The organism is Pseudoduganella chitinolytica (assembly GCF_029028125.1).
Taxonomy (GTDB): domain Bacteria; phylum Pseudomonadota; class Gammaproteobacteria; order Burkholderiales; family Burkholderiaceae_D; genus Rugamonas; species Rugamonas chitinolytica.
The window spans coordinates 4,905,105-4,922,664 of the sequence record NZ_CP119083.1 but is presented as its reverse complement, the minus strand read 5'-3'; the positions used below and the strand labels follow the sequence as shown (position 1 = coordinate 4,922,664).

General features: G+C 66.4%; 16 protein-coding genes. 13 read left to right on the top strand and 3 right to left on the bottom strand.

Annotated features, from left to right (window positions below; translation table 11 throughout):
* Positions 1–218: 218 nt before the first annotated feature.
* Together PX653_RS21885 and PX653_RS21880 are read right to left on the bottom strand one after the other, a co-directional pair.
* Entirely contained in the window at positions 219–2,219 is a 2,001-nt protein-coding gene (locus tag PX653_RS21885) for a DUF6600 domain-containing protein (protein ID WP_277414815.1), read from the bottom strand.
* Positions 2,220–2,310: 91 nt separating this feature from the next.
* On the bottom strand, positions 2,311–2,946 hold the full coding sequence (locus PX653_RS21880; protein ID WP_277414814.1) for a LysE family transporter: 636 nt from the start codon (positions 2,944–2,946) through the stop codon (positions 2,311–2,313).
* A 116-nt stretch (positions 2,947–3,062) separates the two neighbouring features.
* Here PX653_RS21880 and PX653_RS21875 point away from each other — a divergent pair, with 116 nt between their 5' ends.
* The 13 genes from PX653_RS21875 to PX653_RS21815 all read left to right on the top strand — a co-directional run bounded on the left by PX653_RS21875 (position 3,063) and on the right by PX653_RS21815 (position 16,605).
* Positions 3,063–4,013, top strand: a complete 951-nt coding sequence (locus tag PX653_RS21875) for a DUF808 domain-containing protein (protein ID WP_277414813.1) — start codon at positions 3,063–3,065, stop codon at positions 4,011–4,013.
* A gap of 53 nt (positions 4,014–4,066) precedes the next feature.
* On the top strand, positions 4,067–4,489 hold the full coding sequence (gene yiaA, locus PX653_RS21870; protein ID WP_277414812.1) for an inner membrane protein YiaA: 423 nt from the start codon (positions 4,067–4,069) through the stop codon (positions 4,487–4,489).
* A gap of 323 nt (positions 4,490–4,812) precedes the next feature.
* The gene (locus PX653_RS21865) at positions 4,813–6,444 is read left to right on the top strand and encodes a methyl-accepting chemotaxis protein (protein WP_277414811.1); all 1,632 of its coding nucleotides are present in this window, start codon (positions 4,813–4,815) and stop codon (positions 6,442–6,444) included.
* A 28-nt stretch (positions 6,445–6,472) separates the two neighbouring features.
* Complete coding sequence (hemN, locus tag PX653_RS21860) at positions 6,473–7,918, top strand: oxygen-independent coproporphyrinogen III oxidase (protein WP_277414810.1); 1,446 nt, start codon at positions 6,473–6,475, stop codon at positions 7,916–7,918.
* Positions 7,919–7,920: 2 nt separating this feature from the next.
* Positions 7,921–8,676: a sulfite exporter TauE/SafE family protein gene (locus PX653_RS21855; RefSeq protein WP_277414809.1), complete on the top strand. Its 756-nt coding sequence runs from the start codon at positions 7,921–7,923 to the stop codon at positions 8,674–8,676.
* Entirely contained in the window at positions 8,673–11,105 is a 2,433-nt protein-coding gene (locus tag PX653_RS21850) for a heavy metal translocating P-type ATPase (protein ID WP_277414808.1), read from the top strand. The genes PX653_RS21855 and PX653_RS21850 overlap by 4 nt, the downstream gene beginning before the upstream one ends.
* A gap of 3 nt (positions 11,106–11,108) precedes the next feature.
* On the top strand, positions 11,109–11,261 hold the full coding sequence (ccoS, locus tag PX653_RS21845; RefSeq protein WP_277414807.1) for a cbb3-type cytochrome oxidase assembly protein CcoS: 153 nt from the start codon (positions 11,109–11,111) through the stop codon (positions 11,259–11,261).
* Between the two features lie 283 nt (positions 11,262–11,544).
* Positions 11,545–12,966, top strand: coding sequence for a cytochrome-c oxidase, cbb3-type subunit I (gene ccoN / locus PX653_RS21840; RefSeq protein WP_277414806.1), 1,422 nt, complete (start codon positions 11,545–11,547; stop codon positions 12,964–12,966).
* A gap of 22 nt (positions 12,967–12,988) precedes the next feature.
* Entirely contained in the window at positions 12,989–13,603 is a 615-nt protein-coding gene (gene ccoO, locus PX653_RS21835; protein WP_277414805.1) for a cytochrome-c oxidase, cbb3-type subunit II, read from the top strand.
* 3 nt (positions 13,604–13,606) lie between these two features.
* On the top strand, positions 13,607–13,771 hold the full coding sequence (locus PX653_RS21830; protein ID WP_277414804.1) for a cbb3-type cytochrome oxidase subunit 3: 165 nt from the start codon (positions 13,607–13,609) through the stop codon (positions 13,769–13,771).
* Positions 13,764–14,675, top strand: a complete 912-nt coding sequence (ccoP, locus tag PX653_RS21825; protein ID WP_277414803.1) for a cytochrome-c oxidase, cbb3-type subunit III — start codon at positions 13,764–13,766, stop codon at positions 14,673–14,675. The genes PX653_RS21830 and ccoP overlap by 8 nt, the downstream gene beginning before the upstream one ends.
* 49 nt (positions 14,676–14,724) lie before the next feature.
* Positions 14,725–16,086, top strand: coding sequence for a cytochrome c oxidase accessory protein CcoG (ccoG, locus tag PX653_RS21820; protein WP_277414802.1), 1,362 nt, complete (start codon positions 14,725–14,727; stop codon positions 16,084–16,086).
* Positions 16,087–16,095: 9 nt separating this feature from the next.
* On the top strand, positions 16,096–16,605 hold the full coding sequence (locus PX653_RS21815) for a FixH family protein (protein ID WP_277414801.1): 510 nt from the start codon (positions 16,096–16,098) through the stop codon (positions 16,603–16,605).
* Between the two features lie 70 nt (positions 16,606–16,675).
* Here PX653_RS21815 and fnr read toward each other — a convergent pair whose 3' ends face one another.
* Positions 16,676–17,434 (bottom strand): fumarate/nitrate reduction transcriptional regulator Fnr, encoded by a 759-nt coding sequence (gene fnr, locus PX653_RS21810; protein WP_277414800.1) that lies wholly within the window; start codon positions 17,432–17,434, stop codon positions 16,676–16,678.
* Positions 17,435–17,560: the final 126 nt, after the last annotated feature.

The following is a 17,560-nucleotide window of genomic DNA, read 5'->3' as shown; positions in this document are numbered from 1 at the left end:
CCGAAGGCTGGCTGAAAAACTATTCGTGATAACGGAATAGTCGGGACGCTGGTGCGGTCTCGAGAATGCCTGGGTGGCGGACCGTTTGCCGGTCCTGTCGTACCCGTGTTCCCGTACGATCGAACTGTACGGAGTGTAGCGATCGGCTGCTACCTCTTTGTGACAAGCTGCGCAAATCCGGGCCCGAATGGTTGAAATCCGGGGCTGGACGTGCAGGCTCAGCGTTCACGGATGCCATCCTGGCGCGGCTGGCGGGGACCCCGATGCTGGCCGCCGGGCTGCGGTTGGGCTAGCGGCTGGACCTGCGGCGGCGGCGGAGCGGCCGGTGGCGGCGGTGGCGGCCGTGGCGCGACCACCGGTGCCGGCGGGGCCGGTGTTGGTGGCGCCGGCGCGAACACGGTGCGGGGGTTCGGCGCCGTGGCGACCGGCGGCGCGCTGGGCGCCGGCTGGGCCGGTCGCTGGTTCCAGCGCTGCTCGTTCTCCCGGCGGCGGGCGTCGAGCAGCTCGCGGCGGTGCTCCACCTGCTCTTCCAGCATGCGGTGGCGGCGTTCGGCCTGGTCGACGGCCGGCGTGAAGCGGGTGGCCGGGCCCGTCGTGATCACGTTCCCCTGCGCGCGGTCGGCAATGCCGTCGCCATTGCGGTCATGGCGCGGATCGACCAGGCCCTGGGCCCGGTCTGGGATGCCGTCGCCATTGCGGTCGCCGCGCGGGTCGGGCAGGCCTTGCGCCCGGTCGGGAATGCCGTCGGCGTTGCGGTCGCGTTCCTGCGTGCCGATGAAGCGGCCCGGGCGCGGCTGCATGCCGTCGGCGATGCCGTCCTGGTTGCGGTCCGGCGTCTGCAGGCGGTCGGCGATGCCGTCGCGATTGCGGTCCGGGCCCTGCACCCCATCGGCGATGCCATCGTGGTTGCGGTCACGCTGCAGGCGGTCGGCGATGCCGTCGGCATTGCGGTCGCCCGGGCGCGGCGCGACGCCCGGTGGCGTCACCGGCACACCCGGCGGCAAGGTGCTGATCGTATTCGGGAAGATCGTGGCGCGCGGCACGTTGTTGACAGAGACCGTGCGGCGCTGCTCGAAGCGGTCGCGCGGCACCACGGTCAGGCCGTCGCGGCGGCCGTCCGGCGCGTAGGGACCGCGGCGGTCGTTGCCGTGGTAGCGCCAGCCCAGCCGTTCTTCGTACTGCGGCGTCACGCGATAGTGCGGCACGAAGCGCTCGCGTGGCGACAGCGGATACCAGCCCAGGCCCGGACCGCGATGGCGGCTGTTGAACTGGACGGCCCAGTTGGCACCACCGACCCAGCCCACCAGCGCCGGTGCCCACACGGGGCGGCCGGTAACGCGGCCGGGTGCCCAGCACCAGCGCCGGTTGACCTGCACCCAGCGGCCATAGTGGCTGGGGGCATAGCCCCACGGTGCGTTGTCGACCCAGGTCCAGCCCCACGGCGACAGCCACGTCCAGCGGCCGTCGCGGTAAGGCGCCCAGTCGGCCGCCACGTTGCGGGGTGCCCACAGCGGCCCGTAGTCGCTGTTGACGGTCCAGCTGCCGTAACGGTCCAGTTCCTCGTAGCCCGTCACGTCGGTGGACAGGTAGCGCGTGGCGATACTGGCTTCCTCGCGGCGGTCGCGGTTCTGGCCCCATGCGTCGAAGCTGTCGGCCAGCGCCTGGCCCGTGGCGATATCGTCGTCGCGCACGTCGGCACGCTTGCCGGCACGCAGCGTCAACGTCGTGCCGCCGCCTTCGACGCGGGCGATGCCTTGCAACGTCGTCACGCGCGTGGTGTCGGGAGTGCGCTCGGCCTCGACCTTCACCGCGCCCGGCTCCGTCAGCAGCACCCGCGCGTGCGACGTGGCCAGTTCGAAGCCGCCCAGCATGCCGGCATCGCGCAGGCGCACGCTGACGGCGCCGTGGTGCAGGCGCAGGCGCATCGTGTCGTCGTCCAGCTGCTCGACTTCCAGGTCGCTGTCGCCGTCGAGCCGGATCGCCGCGGCGCCGATGCGGACTTCGGCGCGGGCCCCGGCGGCCGTGCTGACATGGTGGTCGGCGGTGACGGGCCAGTTCAGCAGCGAACCGGTTTCGCTGCCGTCGGTGCCGCGCACGGTGACGCTGCCCTCGACGGCGGCAATGCGGCCCACGCGCGCCGGCGGATCGTCGGCCAGCGCGACGGAGGAAACGGCCACGAGGGCGGCCAGCAACAGGAAATGCAGGGTCTTGCGGTTCATCGGTGTCTCCGGAGCGTTATCCGGGGTTAACGCTCAGCGCCGCCATACGCCGACAGCCGTTACAAATTGAAGCAGTTGCGACCAGCCGGGTTCACGCCTGCCGCTTCACGAAGAACAGCGCCGTGCCCACGCCCATCAGCAGGCCGCCGAACACGCGGTTCTGCACCCGCAGCGCGCGCGGGTCGCGGAAATAGCCCTGCATCGTCGAGGCCAGCAGCGCGTAGCCATGCATGACGGTCATGTCGATGGCAATCATCGTCGCCGCCAGGATCAGCAGCTGCGGCAGCACCGGTTCGCCCTGCGTGATGAACTGCGGCAGCACGGCCACCATGAAGATGATGCCTTTCGGATTGGTGGCGTTGGTCAGGAAACCCGTCAGCACGCGCCGGCCTGTCGATGGCAACGTTGCTTCCTTGCTCACGCTGACGTCGCGGCCGCCATGCACTCGCGCGCGCCACTGCGACAGCCCGAGCCAGATCAGGTACAGCGCGCCGACCGTCTTGACGACATTGAATGCCAGCTCGGAGGCCAGCAGCAGCGAGCCCACGCCGGCCCCGGCGATGAACAGCAGCAGCAGCAGCCCCAGCTGCAAACCCATCACGGTGGCACTGGCCTTGCGCACCCCGTACGACAGCCCGTGCGACATCGACAGCACGGCGCCCGATCCCGGGGAGACGGCGATGATGATGGCGGAGATGGCAAAACCGAGCCAGGTGGCAAAGCTCATGGAAAATCCGTTAAAAACAACAATTGTAGAGTAACGCCAACATCAAGACGGCGGGGTCCGCTCGCCGGGTAAGGTAAGATTGCCGGTCCAACCACTTCCTTAAGAGAGAGCCACCGATGGCCGGAACCAGCCTGCTAGCCCTGATCGACGATATTGCCACCATTCTCGACGACGTCGCCGCCATGAGCAAGGTGGCCGCGAAAAAAACCGCCGGCGTGCTGGGCGACGACCTGGCGCTGAACGCCCAGCAGGTGGCCGGCGTCAAGGCCGACCGCGAATTGCCTGTGGTCTGGGCCGTCGCTGTCGGATCGATGAAGAACAAGGCTATCCTCGTGCCTGCCGCCCTGGCCATCAGCGCGTTCGCGCCCTGGGCCGTGACGCCGCTCCTGATGATCGGCGGCGCCTACCTGTGCTTCGAAGGCTTCGAGAAACTGGCCCATAAATTCCTGCACAGCAAGGAAGAAGACGCGCAGCACCACGCCGAACTGGTCGCGGCGGTCGCCAATCCTGAAGTGGACCTGTGCGCGCTGGAAAAGGAAAAGATCAGCGGCGCCGTGCGCACGGACTTCATCCTGTCCGCCGAAATCATCGTCATCGCCTTGGGCACCGTGGCGAACGCACCGTTCAGCCAGCAGGTGGCCGTACTGGTCAGCATTGCCGCGCTGATGACGGTGGGCGTGTACGGCATCGTCGCCGGCATCGTCAAGATGGATGACGCCGGCCTGTACCTGAGCCAACGGGCCGGCGCGGGCATGGCCGCGGTGCGTGCCCTGGGCCGCTTCCTGCTGGCCGCGGCGCCCCAACTGATGAAGCTGCTGTCCGTGCTGGGCACCGTGGCGATGTTCATGGTGGGCGGCGGCATCCTGACGCACGGCATCCCGCTGCTGCATGATGTGATCCACCATGCCGCCGAGTCGGTACAGACGGTCGGCGGCGTCGGCCCCGCGCTGGGCTGGCTGACGCCGCACGTGGCGGACATTGTCGTGGGCGTTCTGACGGGGGCCGTGGTACTGGCGGTGGTTTCCCTCGTGACCAAAGTGTTGCGCAAATTCAAGGTCAGGACTTGACCTTTTGCTATCATGCAACGTGCGGCGACGTGCCGCGATAGCAAGGAGACTCCATGACGACCGTACAACGACCCACCGCCGCGTTTGTCGGCGCCGCCTGGCTGGCTATGCTGATCGGCGCTGTTGCCTATCTAGCCGGGCTGTACAACGCCACAATGGCGTTGAACGAAAAGGGTTATTACCTGACCGTGCTGCTGTATGGCCTGTTCGGCGCGATCTCGCTGCAGAAGTCCGTGCGCGACCGATTGGAAGGCACGCCGGTGACGTCGATGTACTTCGGCCTGTGCTGGATCGCCACGCTGTCGGCACTGGTGCTGCTGGCCGTCGGCCTCTTTAACGCGACGCTGGCGCCCAGCGAGAAAGGGTTCTATGCAATGGCCTACACGCTGAGCCTGTTTGCCGCGGTGGCCGTACAGAAGAACGTGCGCGACGTCGCCGCCGGCGGCAGCGACAAGCCGCTCGGCGAAACGGTCTGACTTAGTACTGCCGAGCTCGTGTCCCATTCCGGTGACTGACCCCGGGGTGGGACACGAGCTCTACCGTAGTTCCTCCGTAATGCCTCCCTTGCGCGGCACCCGCTGCGCATCCCGTTTCCACTCCGTCATCCCCGCTGTTGCAGCCGTGCGAACGCGCTGCGGCATGTGTCCTGCATTCCTCCAATTTTGATCTACATCAAGGATTTTGGAGGTTGCCCTCCCTAAACTGGTTCCTGTCGTGTATTGCCATACAGAAATACACCGTCAGCATAGAGCGCTCCCAAGGGCGCCGCCAACACAACACAGGCTTAGGAGTTATCCCGATGCGCAAGAATTTGCCCGTCACCAACCAGGAAGTGGACCTCGACCCGGATCAGGCCATCGTCTCGAAGACCGACCTGGAAGGCAACATCGTTTATGTGAACCCGTATTTCGTCCAGGTCAGCGGCTTCACCGAGGAAGAGCTGATCGGCGCACCGCAGAACATCGTGCGCCATCCGGACATGCCGCCGCAGGCGTTTGCCGACCTGTGGGCATCGATCCGCGCCGGCACGCCCTGGACGGGCCTCGTCAAGAACCGCTGCAAGAACGGCGACTTCTATTGGGTGAAAGCCAACATCACGCCGATCAAGGAAGCGGGCCGTACCGTCGGCTATATGTCCGTGCGAACCCGCCCGGAACGCAGCCAGGTCAACGCGGCCATCGCCGCCTACCGCGCGCTGGCCGAGGGCCGCAGGGACCTCGAGATCCGCAACGGCCAGATCATCCGCCGCGGCCTGCCGCACCTCCTGGGCCGGCTGTCGCACGTGTCGCTGGCGATGCGCATCTGGCTGTCGACCAGCGTCGTCAACACGCTGCTGCTGGGCGTGTGCATCGCCAGCCTGTTCGCCGAAGGCACCACGGGCGCAATCCGCTACGGCATCTTCGGCGCCACCTTCGCTGGCCTCTTGATCAACGTCTTCCTGTGGTACACGCTGCGGGTCGGCATGCTGCAGCCGCTGGCACGTGCCATCGACGGCGCACGCCGCATCGCGGCCGGCGACCTGTCCGGCACCTTCGAGACGGACAGCACGGACGAAGCGGGCCAGCTGCTGCGCGCCCTGCAGCAGATGAACAACAACCTGATCGCAACGATCCGCGACGTGCGCGTCAACGTCGAGACGATGGCCGTCGCCACGCGCCAGATCGCCGCCGGCAATGCCGACCTGTCGGGCCGGACGGAATCGCAGGCCGCCAGCCTGGAAGAGACGGCCTCGTCGGTGGACGAGTTTTCCTCGACCGTCAAGGCCAACGCCGACAACTCGCTGCAGGCGAACACGCTGGCGCTGGCGGCGTCAAGCGTGGCCGAGCAGGGCGGCGCCATCGTCGCGGAAGTGATCACGACGATGGACGAGATCAACAACTCGTCAAAGCAGGTCGTCGACATCATTGCGCTGATCGAAGGCATCGCCTTCCAGACCAACATCCTGGCGCTGAACGCCGCCGTCGAGGCAGCACGCGCCGGCGAACAGGGCCGCGGCTTCGCCGTCGTGGCAGGTGAAGTGCGCAACCTGGCGCAGCGTTCTTCCCTGGCGGCCAAGGACATCAAGCAGCTGATCGAAGTGTCCGTGTCGAAGGTCGGCACCGGCATGGAGCGGGCCCATCGCGCCGGCGCGACGATGGAGCAGGTCGTCACGTCCGTCAAGCAGGTCACCAGCATCATGCAGGAGATTTCGATCGCCTCGCGCGAACAGAGTGCCGGCGTAGACCAGGTCAACAAGGCCATCGCCCATATGGACCAGGTGACGCAGCAGAACGCGGCGCTGGTCGAGGAAGCGGCGGCAGCCGCCAGCAGCCTGGCCGAGGAAGCCAATGGCCTGACGCAAGCGGTAAGCCTGTTCAACTTCGGCAAGCCCACCCAGCGCGCCCTGGCGCGCCGCCCCGCGGCCGGGAACCTGAAACGGCTGGCCGCCTGACCCAACTTTAAAAAATAGAAGAACGATCATGAACACCGTCATCGCCCCCGCTGCCCTGGTTCCCTCCGTGCAGGTCGACGCCAACGTCATCCAGAAACTGAGGATATCCGGGCCCCGCTACACGTCCTACCCGACGGCGGACCGCTTCACGCCCGGCTTCGGCTACGGCAGCTTCCTGGAGGCCCAGGCGGGACTCAAGATGCGCGGCGGCCGGCGGCCGTTGTCGCTGTACGTGCACGTGCCGTTTTGCGAGAACATCTGCTACTACTGCGCGTGCAACAAGATCGTCACGAAGGACCGCAGCAAGGCGGCCACCTACCTGGACTACCTGAAGCGGGAAATCGACATGCAGGGCACGCTGTTCGACGGCATCAACCGCGTCGAGCAGCTGCACTTCGGCGGCGGTACGCCGACCTACTTCAGCGACCGCCAGATGGAAGACCTGATGGCGCACCTGCGCCGCAAGTTCGTCTTCGCACCCGACAGCGAAGGCGAATACTCGATCGAGATCGACCCGCGCACGGTCGACGCCGCGCGGGTGCAGTCGCTGCGCAAGCAAGGTTTCAATCGTCTGAGCCTGGGCGTGCAGGACTTCGATCCGGACGTGCAGAAGGCTGTCAACCGCATCCAGCCGGGCGAGGACACCATCGCCATCATGCACGCGGCGCGCGACGCGGGCTTCCGCTCCATCAGCATCGACCTGATCTACGGCCTGCCGAAGCAGACGATGGCTACGATGGAGCAGACGCTGTCGAAAGTCATCGTCGCCAATCCGGACCGTATCGCGCTGTACAACTACGCGCACATGCCGCACCTGTTCAAGCCGCAGCGGCGCATCGCGGAAAGCGAGCTGCCCGCGCCCCAGGTGAAACTGGAGATGCTGGCGCTGTGCATCAGCCGCCTGACGGCCGCCGGCTACGTGTACATCGGCATGGACCATTTCGCCAAGCCGGAGGACGACCTGGCCGTGGCGCAGCGCCAGGGCCGGCTCCATCGCAACTTCCAGGGCTATTCGACGCACGCGGAGATGGACCTCGTCGCCGTGGGGGTCTCGGCCATCAGCGCCGTCAACGCCACCTACAGCCAGAACGAGAAGACGCTGGACGACTACTATGCCCGCCTGGACGAAGGCAAGCTGCCCGTCGCGCGCGGCTACAAGCTCGACAGCGACGACCTGCTGCGCCGGATCATCATCCAGCGCCTGATGTGCAACTTCGAGCTGTCCACCCGATCCATCGAGCAGGCCTGGCCGATCCGCTTCGGCGAGTATTTCGCGCGCGAGCTGGAACAGCTGCAGGAGTTCGTCGCCGACGGCCTGGTGACCATCGAGGACGGCTGGATTTCCGTCACCTTGAAAGGCCGGCTGACCATCCGCAATCTCTGCATGCTGTTCGACCGCCACCTGCAGCAGGCACGCGCGCAGGCGGCCGATTCCGCGCAGCCGCAACCGCTGCGTTATTCGAAAACCATCTGACCATGTCGCTCAACCTGCTTCCCGTGTTTGCCGTCGGCCTGGCCGGCAGCGTGCATTGCATCGGTATGTGCGGCGGCATCGTCGGCGCGCTGAGCGCCGGCGCGCCGCGCCGCGCGATTCCGATCGTGCCCGCGGGCGGCACGGCCGCACTGGCGTTGGCCGACAGCGGCGTCGCGCGGGTACTGGCCTACAACGCCGGCCGCATCGGCAGCTACATGGTCGCGGGGGCCCTGGCGGCCGGTCTCGCCAACGGTGCCGCCAGCCTGGCCCGCGTCGCCGCGTGGCAGGGCATCGCCTACCTGCTGGCCAACGCGATGCTGGTCGCCCTCGGCCTGTACCTGATGGATGCATGGCGCGGCCTGGCGCACGTCGAGCAGGCCGGCAGGATCCTGTGGCGCCGCGTGCAGCCGTTGATGAAGCCCCTGCTGCCGATGGATACGCTGCCCAAGGCCTTCGCTCTGGGCGGCCTGTGGGGCTGGGTACCGTGCGGGATGGTCTACAGCGTGCTGTTGACGGCACTGCTGTCCGGCTCCGCGGCCGGCGGCGCCGCCGTCATGCTGGCGTTCGGCCTGGGCACGCTGCCGATGCTGCTGGCGCTGGGCCTGGCCGGTGCGCGCCTGCGCGCCACGCTGCAGCAGCGCCGCGTGCGCATCGCCTGCGGCCTGCTGGTGCTGGCATTCGGCCTGCTGGGCATCGCCCGTTACGCGGGCGGCCTGCCGCACGGCTGGCTGGACGCCCTGTGCGTGGGCACCCCATGAGCGCCCTGCCGCAACCGCTGGCGTGCTTCCATTGCGGCTTGCCGGTACCGGAGGACGCGCGCTGGCACGTGCCCATCGACGGCATCGACCGCGCCATGTGCTGCCCCGGCTGCGAAGCGGTGGCCCGCACCATCGTCGACATCGGCCAGGCCAGCTACTACCGTGAACGCACGGGCTTTGCCGCGACCGCCGGCACGGCGGCCGACCTGGTACCGCCGGAATTGCGTCTGTACGACAGCGATCCCCTCTACAGCGCGGACGGCACGGAGCAGGCCGAAGCCGTGCTGCTGGTCGAAGGCATCCGCTGCGCCGCCTGCGTGTGGCTGATCGAACACCGGCTCTTGAAAATCGACGGGGTCACGGCGGCCAGCCTGAACGTCGCCACCGAACGATTGACGGTGCGCTGGCGCCAGGATGCCGTCAAGTTGTCGGATCTGCTGCAGGCCCTGCGCACGATCGGCTATACGGCATTCCCGTACGACGCGGCGCGCCACAGCGAGCAGCTGCGCAAGACCAGCCGGACGCTGGGACGCCAGCTGTTCGTGGCCGGATTGTCGATGATGCAGGTGATGATGTACGTGGCGCCCGCCTACATGGCGGAAGACGGCACGCTCGACGCCGACATGGCCGCGCTGATGCGCTGGGCCAGCCTGCTGCTGACGTTGCCCGCTATCGTCTATTCGGCGCAGCCGTTCTTTGCCGGCGCGTGGGCCAGCCTGCGCGCGCGCGTGCTGGGGATGGATGTCCCCGTCGCGCTGGGCATCGGCGCCGCCTTCCTCGGCAGCGTGGTGGCCACGTGGCGCGGCAGCGGCGACGTGTATTTCGATTCCGTCACGATGTTCATCTTCCTGCTGCTGGCCAGCCGCTACCTGGAGCTGCTGGCACGGCGCAAGGCGGCCGGCGCACTGGAACGCATGCAGCACGCACTGCCCGCATCGGCCAGCAAGCTGGCAGGCTGGCCGGCACGTGACAGCACCGTCGTGCCGGCCGCCGCGCTGGTGGCGGACGACCATATCGCCGTCAAGCCGGGTGAAGCGTTTTCGGCGGATGGCGTCATCGTCGAGGGCCGCACGGCCGTCGACCTGGCGCTGCTGACGGGCGAAAGCGTGCCGCAGCCGAAGGGCCCGGGCGACGCGGTACCGGGCGGCGCCGTCAACACCAGCAGCGCCGTGGTGCTGCGCGTCACCAAACCGGTGGCCGACAGCACCCTGTCGGGACTATTGAAATTGGTGGAGCGGGCCGGTGCGGCCAAGCCCCGCATCGCCCAATGGGCCGACAAGGCCGCCTCGCGCTTCGTGCTGGCGCTGCTGTTGTTCGCCATTGCCACGTTGGCATTCTGGAGCTGGCATGACCCCGCGCGCGCCTGGCCCGTGGCGATCGCCGTGCTGGTGGTGTCGTGCCCGTGCGCGTTGTCGCTGGCGACGCCGTCCGCATTGGCGGCCGCCACCGACAGCCTGCTGGCCAAGGGCATCCTGGTCGTGCAGCCGCACGTGCTGGAGACGCTGCACCGCGCCACCCATATCGTGTTCGACAAGACCGGTACGCTGACCACCGGCCGGCCCACCGTGCAAGCGGTCCACACCTTCAACGACATGGACAGTGCCACGGCCGCGCAGCTGGCGGCGGCGCTGGAAGCGGGCAGCCTGCATCCGATCGGCCGCGCCATCGCCGCGCATGCCGACGCGCTGCCGCACCTCGTCACCTGGCACGCGGAGGACCTGCTGGAGTTGCCGGGCCAGGGGCTGGAGGGCACCGTCGCCGGCCAGCGTTACCGTCTCGGCAATGCGTCCTTTGCCGCCATGCTGGCCGGCAGCGCGCCGCCCGACACCAATGCGGGTGCCGACGCCACGACCGTCTGGCTGGTGTCGCAAGGGCGCTGGCTGGCGTGCTTCGCCGTCAGCGACAGCTTGCGCACGGACGCGCAGCGGACGGTGGACCTGTTCCGATCCCACGGCAAACAGGTCGTGCTGCTGAGCGGCGATCGCCAGGCCCTGGCGGACCAGGTCGCGCAGCGGCTCGGCATCGGCATCGCCTTGGGCGACTGCCTGCCGGAACAGAAGCTGGCATACGTCCAGCGCCTGCAGGCGGCCGGCGCTGTCGTCGCGATGGTGGGCGACGGCATCAACGACGCGGCCGTGCTGAGCGCCGCCGACGTCTCGTTCGCGATGAGCTCGGGCGCGGCGCTGGCGCAGGTGCACGCCGACACCGTGCTGCTGCATGGTCAATTGGGCATGGTCGGCGAGACGGCGGCGATGGCTGCGGCCACGATGCGCGTGATCCGCCAGAACCTGGCCTGGGCCACCGTGTACAACATCGTCGCCATCCCGGCTGCCGCCTTCGGCCTGCTGGGCCCATGGCTCGCGGGCGTGGGCATGGCCGCCAGCTCCGCCATCGTCATCGTCAACGCACTGCGCCTGCGCGCGAGGTAAGTCATGGAATCGCTGTTCTTGCTCGTTCCCCTCAGCATCGCGCTGGTCTTCGGCGCGCTGTGGGTCTTCTTCAAGGCTTCCGACGACGGCCAGTTCGAGGACCTGGAAGGTCCCGCGCTGCGCATCCTGCACGACGACGACACGCCCGACCGCTGACGACGCGGCGGACGAACGCTGCGCAAATCGGGGACAGCCTCCGTTCGCATTTCGGAGGCTGTCCCCGATTAATTCGCGGCGCAAGATTGTCTTCCTGCTCACCTAGTCATTTCGAACTAGGTCTTATGCCATAAGGGCTCCTGCAGCATCCCTGCCACCCGTGATCGTTCAATTCGCCACACAGTAGTACGTCCCGGCAATTTTTGATCCACATCAAAGTTTTTGCAGGTCCGCTTGCGTAACCTTGAGGCACATCTACCACAAGTGTTCTCGGGGTCCTCAAATGGAACAACAACTGAACTACAACTACAAGGTCGTGAAGCAGTTCGCGATTGCGACCGTAGTGTGGGGCATCATCGGCATGCTCGTCGGCGTCATCATCGCCGCCCAGCTGGCCTGGCCCGCACTGAACTTCGACATTCCCTGGCTGACGTACGGCCGGCTGCGCCCGCTGCATACCAATGGCGTCATCTTCGCGTTCGGCATCAGTGGCCTGTTCGCCACCTCGTACTACGTCGTGCAACGGACCTGCCAGGTACGCCTGTTCTCCGACAAGCTGGCCGCCTTCACGTTCTGGGGCTGGCAAGCCGTCCTCCTGTCGGCCGTCGTCACGCTGCCGATGGGACTCACGCGCGGCAAGGAATACGCCGAACTGGAATGGCCGATCACGATCCTGATCGCCATCGTCTGGATCGCGTACGCCATCGTCTTCTTCGGCACGATCGTCAAGCGCAAGGTCAAGCACATCTACGTGGCCAACTGGTTCTTCGGCGGCTACATCCTGGCCGTGACGATCCTGCACGTGGTGAACGGCATGAGCATGCCCGCCTCGCTGACGAAGTCGTACTCGATGTACACCGGCGTGCAGGACGCGATGATCCAGTGGTGGTACGGCCACAACGCCGTGGGCTTCATCCTGACGGCCGGCTACCTGGGCATGGTGTACTACTTCATCCCGAAACAGGCCGAGCGCCCCGTGTATTCGTATCGCCTGTCGATCGTGCACTTCTGGGCCCTGATCTTCACCTACATGTGGGCCGGTCCGCACCACCTGCACTACACGGCGCTGCCCGACTGGACGCAATCGCTGGGCATGGTGTTCTCGCTGATCCTGCTGGCACCGTCGTGGGGCGGCATGATCAACGGCATCATGACGCTGTCGGGCGCCTGGCACAAGCTGCGCACCGATCCGATCCTCAAACTCATGATCGTCTCGCTGTCGTTCTACGGCATGGCCACGTTCGAAGGCCCGATGATGTCGATCAAGACCGTCAACTCGCTGTCGCACTACACCGACTGGGGCATCGCCCACGTCCACGGCGGCGCGCTGGGCTGGGTCGGCTTCATCACGATGGGTTCCATCTACTACCTGCTGCCGCGCCTCGCCGGCCGCGAAAAGATGTACAGCACCCGCCTGATCGACCTGCACTTCTGGGTCGCCACCATCGGCATCGTCCTGTACATCGCCGCGATATGGATCGCCGGTGTCATGCAGGGCCTGATGTGGCGCGCCGTGAACCCGGACGGCACGCTGACCTACACCTTCGTGGAAAGCGTCAAGGCCACCTACCCGTACTACGTGGTGCGCTTCGTCGGCGGCCTGATGTACCTGTCCGGCATGGTCGTCATGGGCTACAACACCTTCATGACCCTGCGCGGTCGCGAAACCCCGGTGGCCGCCATCCCGCAACTCAAGGCGGCTTAAGGAAACTGAGGGAGAAACTGAAATGAAATTTTCACATGAATGGATCGAGAAGAACCCCTGGCTGCTGATCGCCCTCGTCACGCTGGTCGTGTCGGTGGGCGGCGCGGTGGAGATCGTGCCGCTGTTCTTCCAGAAGTCGACGACGGAACCCGTGGCCGGCCTGACACGCTACACCCCGCTGCACCTCGCGGGCCGTGACATCTACGTGCGCGAAGGCTGCTACGCCTGCCACTCGCAGATGGTGCGCCCGTTCCGCGCCGAGACCGAGCGCTATGGCCACTACTCGGTGGCCGGCGAATTCGTGTTCGACAGGCCATTCCAGTGGGGCTCGAAGCGCACGGGTCCCGACCTGGCCCGCGTGGGTGGCCGCTACAGCGACGAATGGCACCGCACCCACCTGCAGAACCCGCGCGACGTGGTGCCGGAATCGAACATGCCCGGCTACCCGTGGCTGGCGAAGACGAAGCTGGACGCACCAGGCATCGTGCCGAAGCTGCGCGCGCTGCAGCGCCTGGGCGACGGCTACACGGAGGCGCAAATCGCCGCCGCGCCGGCCGAGCTGATGGACAAGACGGAAGAAGACGCGCTGATCGCCTACCTGCAGGGCCTCGGCACGCTGATCAAGTCGAGGAATTGAATCATGGCGATCGAGCATATTTTTGACAGCGCCAGCAGCGTCATGACGGTGGTTTCGTTCATCACGTTCGCCGGCATCTGGACCTGGGCCTGGTCCAAGCGCAAGCAGGCCGACTTCGCACAAGCCGCGCAACTGCCGTTCGCGGACGAGGAGAAACAAGATGTCTGACTTTACCAACAACTTCTGGAACCTGTACATCGTCGTGCTGACGGTACTGGGCGTGCTCGGTTGCGCCGTGCTGCTGTACTCGCAATCGAAGTACAAGGTCGCCAAGCACAATGGTCCCGTCGGCACGACGGGCCACGTGTGGGACGAGGACCTGACGGAACTGAACACGCCGATGCCGCGCTGGTGGATGTGGATGTTCTACCTGACGATCGTGTTCGGCATCGCCTACCTGTTCCTGTATCCGGGCCTGGGTTATGCCGGCAAGCTGGGTTGGAACTCGGCCAAGGAATACAAGGCCGAACTGGCCAAGGCCGACAGCGAGTATGGTCCCCTGTTCGAGAAATACCGCCAGCAGGACCTGAAGGCCGTCGCGGCCGACCCGCAGGCACATGCCATCGGCGAGCGGCTGTTCCTGACCTATTGCGCGCAGTGCCACGGTTCCGACGCGCGCGGCAACAAGGGCTTCCCGAACCTGACGGACAAGGACTGGCTGCACGGCGGCGCCCCTGATGCGATCAAGCAGACCATCATGAACGGCCGTCATGGCGTGATGCCGCCGATGGGCGCCGCGCTGGGTTCGGACAAGGACATCGAGAACGTCGCCCACTACGTGCTGAGCCTCTCCGGCAGCGCCGCCTCCGACCCGATCAAGAGCGTGTTCGGCAAGTCGAAGTTCTCGGTCTGCATGGCCTGCCACGGCGCCGGCGGCGTGGGCAACCAGGCGATGGGGGCACCCAACCTGGCCGACAAGACGTGGCTGTACGGCGGCAGCGCCGAGACGATCATGGAAACGATCCGCAAGGGCCGCGACAACACGATGCCCGCATTCGGCGACTTCCTGGGCGAACCCAAGGTCCACGTGCTGTCCGCCTACGTGTGGAGCCTGTCGAACGAAACCAGGTAAAGAGAACTGAAGGCCGTATCATGAATTCCCCGAGCCCCAGGTCATCCGGATGTACGAAGCGCGGCAGGAGATCTATCCGCGCGAAGCCAAGGGACGCTACGCCAGCCTGCGCTGGTTGTGTGTCTGGCTCACACAGCTGGCCTACTACGGCCTGCCATGGCTGACCTGGAACGGTCGCCAGGCCGTGCTGTTCGATCTCACGACGCGCAAGTTCTATCTGTTCGGCCTGGTGCTGTGGCCGCAGGACTTCATCTACCTGGCCGCGCTGCTGATCATCTGCGCGTGGCTGCTGTTCCTGGTCACGGCGGTGGCGGGTCGGGTATGGTGCGGCTTCGCCTGCCCGCAGACGGTCTACACGGAGATCTTCCTGTGGATCGAACGCCAGATCGAAGGCCCGCGCAGCGCGCGCATGGCGCTGGCCAAGCAAGGCCCATCGCTGCGCAAGTTCTCGAAGCGGACCGCCAAGCACCTGGCCTGGGGTCTGGTCGCGCTGTGGACGGGCTTCACGTTCGTCGGCTACTTCACCCCGATCAAGGTGCTGGGCGCCGAATCGTTCACCCTGGCGTTCGGCCCGTGGGAATGGTTCTGGGTGCTGTTCTACGCGCTGGCCACCTATGGCAACGCCGGCTGGCTGCGCGAGCAGGTGTGCAAGTACATGTGCCCGTACGCCCGCTTCCAGAGCTCGATGTTCGACCGCGACACGCTGATCGTCACGTACGATGCCAAGCGCGGCGAACCGCGCGGCAAGGTGGCGAAGGACGCGGGCAAGAGCGTCAACGGCGGCTCGTGCATCGATTGCACGATGTGCGTGCAGGTCTGCCCGACCGGCATCGACATCCGCAACGGCCTGCAGTACGAGTGCATCGGCTGCGCCGCCTGCGTGGATGCGTGCAACAGCGTGATGGACAAGGTCGAACAGCCGCGTGGCCTGATCCGCTACAGCACGGACCGGGCGATGACGGACGGCATGTCGGCGCAGGACATCCGCCGCCGCGCCATGCGCCCGCGCGTGCTGATCTACTGCGCCGGCCTGCTGCTGGTGGTCGTCGCGGTCGGCACGTCGCTGGCGCTGCGCACCCCGTTGAAGATGGACGTCATCCGCGACCGCGGTTCGATGGGCCGCGAAGTCGACGGCGGCGCGATCGAGAACGTGTACCGGCTGCAGATCATGAATACGTCCGAACAGTCGCACCGCTACTGTATCGCGGCGCATGGCATGCCCGGCCTGGCGCTGGCGACGGCCAATGAAGTGACACTGGCCGGCACCGAGACGCGCGCCGTGCCGATCCGCCTGCGCGCGCCGCATGGCGCCGGCGAGACCGGCTCCAACAAGATCACCATCCAGCTGACGGCGGTGGACGATCCCGCCCTGACGGTCAGCGAAACCGCGGTCTTCATCGTGCCGCGCTAGGAGAACAGCATGGAACAGGCTTTGAACATGACACCGCCGTGGTACGCGCAGCGCTGGCCCTGGCTGCTGATGGCCGGTCCCGCCATCGTGCTGGCCGCCTGCGGCTATACGGGCTGGATCGCGTTTTCGCAGCAGGATGCGCTGGTCGTCGGCGACTATTACAAGAAGGGCAAGGCCATCAACCAGGACCTGCGGCGCGATCGCGCGGCCGCGGCGCTGGGCTTATCGGTGGCGGTGCGCTACCACGCGGCCGAAGGCAAGCTGGCCGGCCGCCTGGCCACGCGCGACGGGGGTTCCGTCCACGGCCCCGTGCTGCTGCACCTGGCGCATGCGACGCAGCCGGAGAAGGACATCCGCCTGCTGCTGCGCCCGGACGCGGACGGCGCCTTCAGCATCGGCCTGCCGATGCTGGAACGCAGCCGCTGGGTGGTGCTGGTGGAGGACGACCGCAGGACGTGGCGGCTGGAAGGGACGTGGCTGTGGCCCGTCGAGCGCGACATCACGCTCAAGGCCGAGTAAGAAGACACCGGGGACAGGCACCGATCCTCAGGTCGGGAGACCTGAAGATCCGTGCCTGTCCCCAGGGGGTTTATGCGCAGGTTTCGGTACCGGCCGTAATGGCCTTCAGGCGCGGCAGATCGAGCACCTGCAGCTCGCGATTGCTGACGCTCAGCAGCCCAAGCTTCTTGAACTTGTTCAGCAGCCGGCTGATACTCTCGATCGTCAGGCCCAGGTAATTGCCGATGTCCTCGCGCGACATGCGCAGCTGGAACGCGGTGGCCGAGTAGCCCCGGGCCTCGTAACGCGATGCCAGGTTGACGAGGAACGCGGCGAAGCGCTGCGCGGCCTGCATATTGCCGAGCAAAAGCATGACGCTTTGCTCACGCGTGATTTCCTGGCTCATCATGCGGTGGAAATGCCGCAGCAAGGTCGGCATGTCGACCAGCAGCTGCTCCAGGCTGGAGAACGGGATCTCGCACACCTCGGAGTCCTCCAGTGCCATCGCGCTGCAATAGTGCTTGTCGGTGCTGATCGCGTCCATGCCCAGCAGTTCGCCTCCCATCTGGAAGCCCGTCACCTGCTCTTCGCCGTTGGCGTTGATCTGGTAAGTCTTGAAGTGGCCCAGGCGGATCGCGTACAGGCTCGAGAACGGGTCGCCGATCCGGAACAGCACGTCGCCCTTGGCCACCTTGCGACGGCGGCCGATGATCTTGTCCAGCTTGTCCATGTCGCCCATGTCGAGCCCCATCGGCAGGCACAGCTGGTGCATGCTGCACGTGGCACAACGGGCCCTCAGGACATCGATGGTCGTGCCGGGCAGGGTATAAGAGGGAAGCGCTTGCATCATTGGTCGGTTCTGGTTCGGATGGCCCACAGTGTACTGTAACTGTCTGGCGACAGGGCCGTTCCTTATTGGTTTGCCCAGGCATTCAATCTGGATTGCGCGACAGCATTATCAAGCTGTCCAACCTGT

Bases quoted from the DNA above. Each gene is read 5' to 3' on its own strand.
- PX653_RS21885 (WP_277414815.1), bottom strand. From the start codon at position 2,219: ATGAACCGCAAGACCCTGCATTTCCTGTTGCTGGCCGCCCTCGTGGCC.
- PX653_RS21880 (WP_277414814.1), bottom strand. From the start codon at position 2,946: ATGAGCTTTGCCACCTGGCTCGGTTTTGCCATCTCCGCCATCATCATC.
- PX653_RS21875 (WP_277414813.1), top strand. From the start codon at position 3,063: ATGGCCGGAACCAGCCTGCTAGCCCTGATCGACGATATTGCCACCATT.
- yiaA (WP_277414812.1), top strand. From the start codon at position 4,067: ATGACGACCGTACAACGACCCACCGCCGCGTTTGTCGGCGCCGCCTGG.
- PX653_RS21865 (WP_277414811.1), top strand. From the start codon at position 4,813: ATGCGCAAGAATTTGCCCGTCACCAACCAGGAAGTGGACCTCGACCCG.
- hemN (WP_277414810.1), top strand. From the start codon at position 6,473: ATGAACACCGTCATCGCCCCCGCTGCCCTGGTTCCCTCCGTGCAGGTC.
- PX653_RS21855 (WP_277414809.1), top strand. From the start codon at position 7,921: ATGTCGCTCAACCTGCTTCCCGTGTTTGCCGTCGGCCTGGCCGGCAGC.
- PX653_RS21850 (WP_277414808.1), top strand. From the start codon at position 8,673: ATGAGCGCCCTGCCGCAACCGCTGGCGTGCTTCCATTGCGGCTTGCCG.
- ccoS (WP_277414807.1), top strand. From the start codon at position 11,109: ATGGAATCGCTGTTCTTGCTCGTTCCCCTCAGCATCGCGCTGGTCTTC.
- ccoN (WP_277414806.1), top strand. From the start codon at position 11,545: ATGGAACAACAACTGAACTACAACTACAAGGTCGTGAAGCAGTTCGCG.
- ccoO (WP_277414805.1), top strand. From the start codon at position 12,989: ATGAAATTTTCACATGAATGGATCGAGAAGAACCCCTGGCTGCTGATC.
- PX653_RS21830 (WP_277414804.1), top strand. From the start codon at position 13,607: ATGGCGATCGAGCATATTTTTGACAGCGCCAGCAGCGTCATGACGGTG.
- ccoP (WP_277414803.1), top strand. From the start codon at position 13,764: ATGTCTGACTTTACCAACAACTTCTGGAACCTGTACATCGTCGTGCTG.
- ccoG (WP_277414802.1), top strand. From the start codon at position 14,725: ATGTACGAAGCGCGGCAGGAGATCTATCCGCGCGAAGCCAAGGGACGC.
- PX653_RS21815 (WP_277414801.1), top strand. From the start codon at position 16,096: ATGGAACAGGCTTTGAACATGACACCGCCGTGGTACGCGCAGCGCTGG.
- fnr (WP_277414800.1), bottom strand. From the start codon at position 17,434: ATGATGCAAGCGCTTCCCTCTTATACCCTGCCCGGCACGACCATCGAT.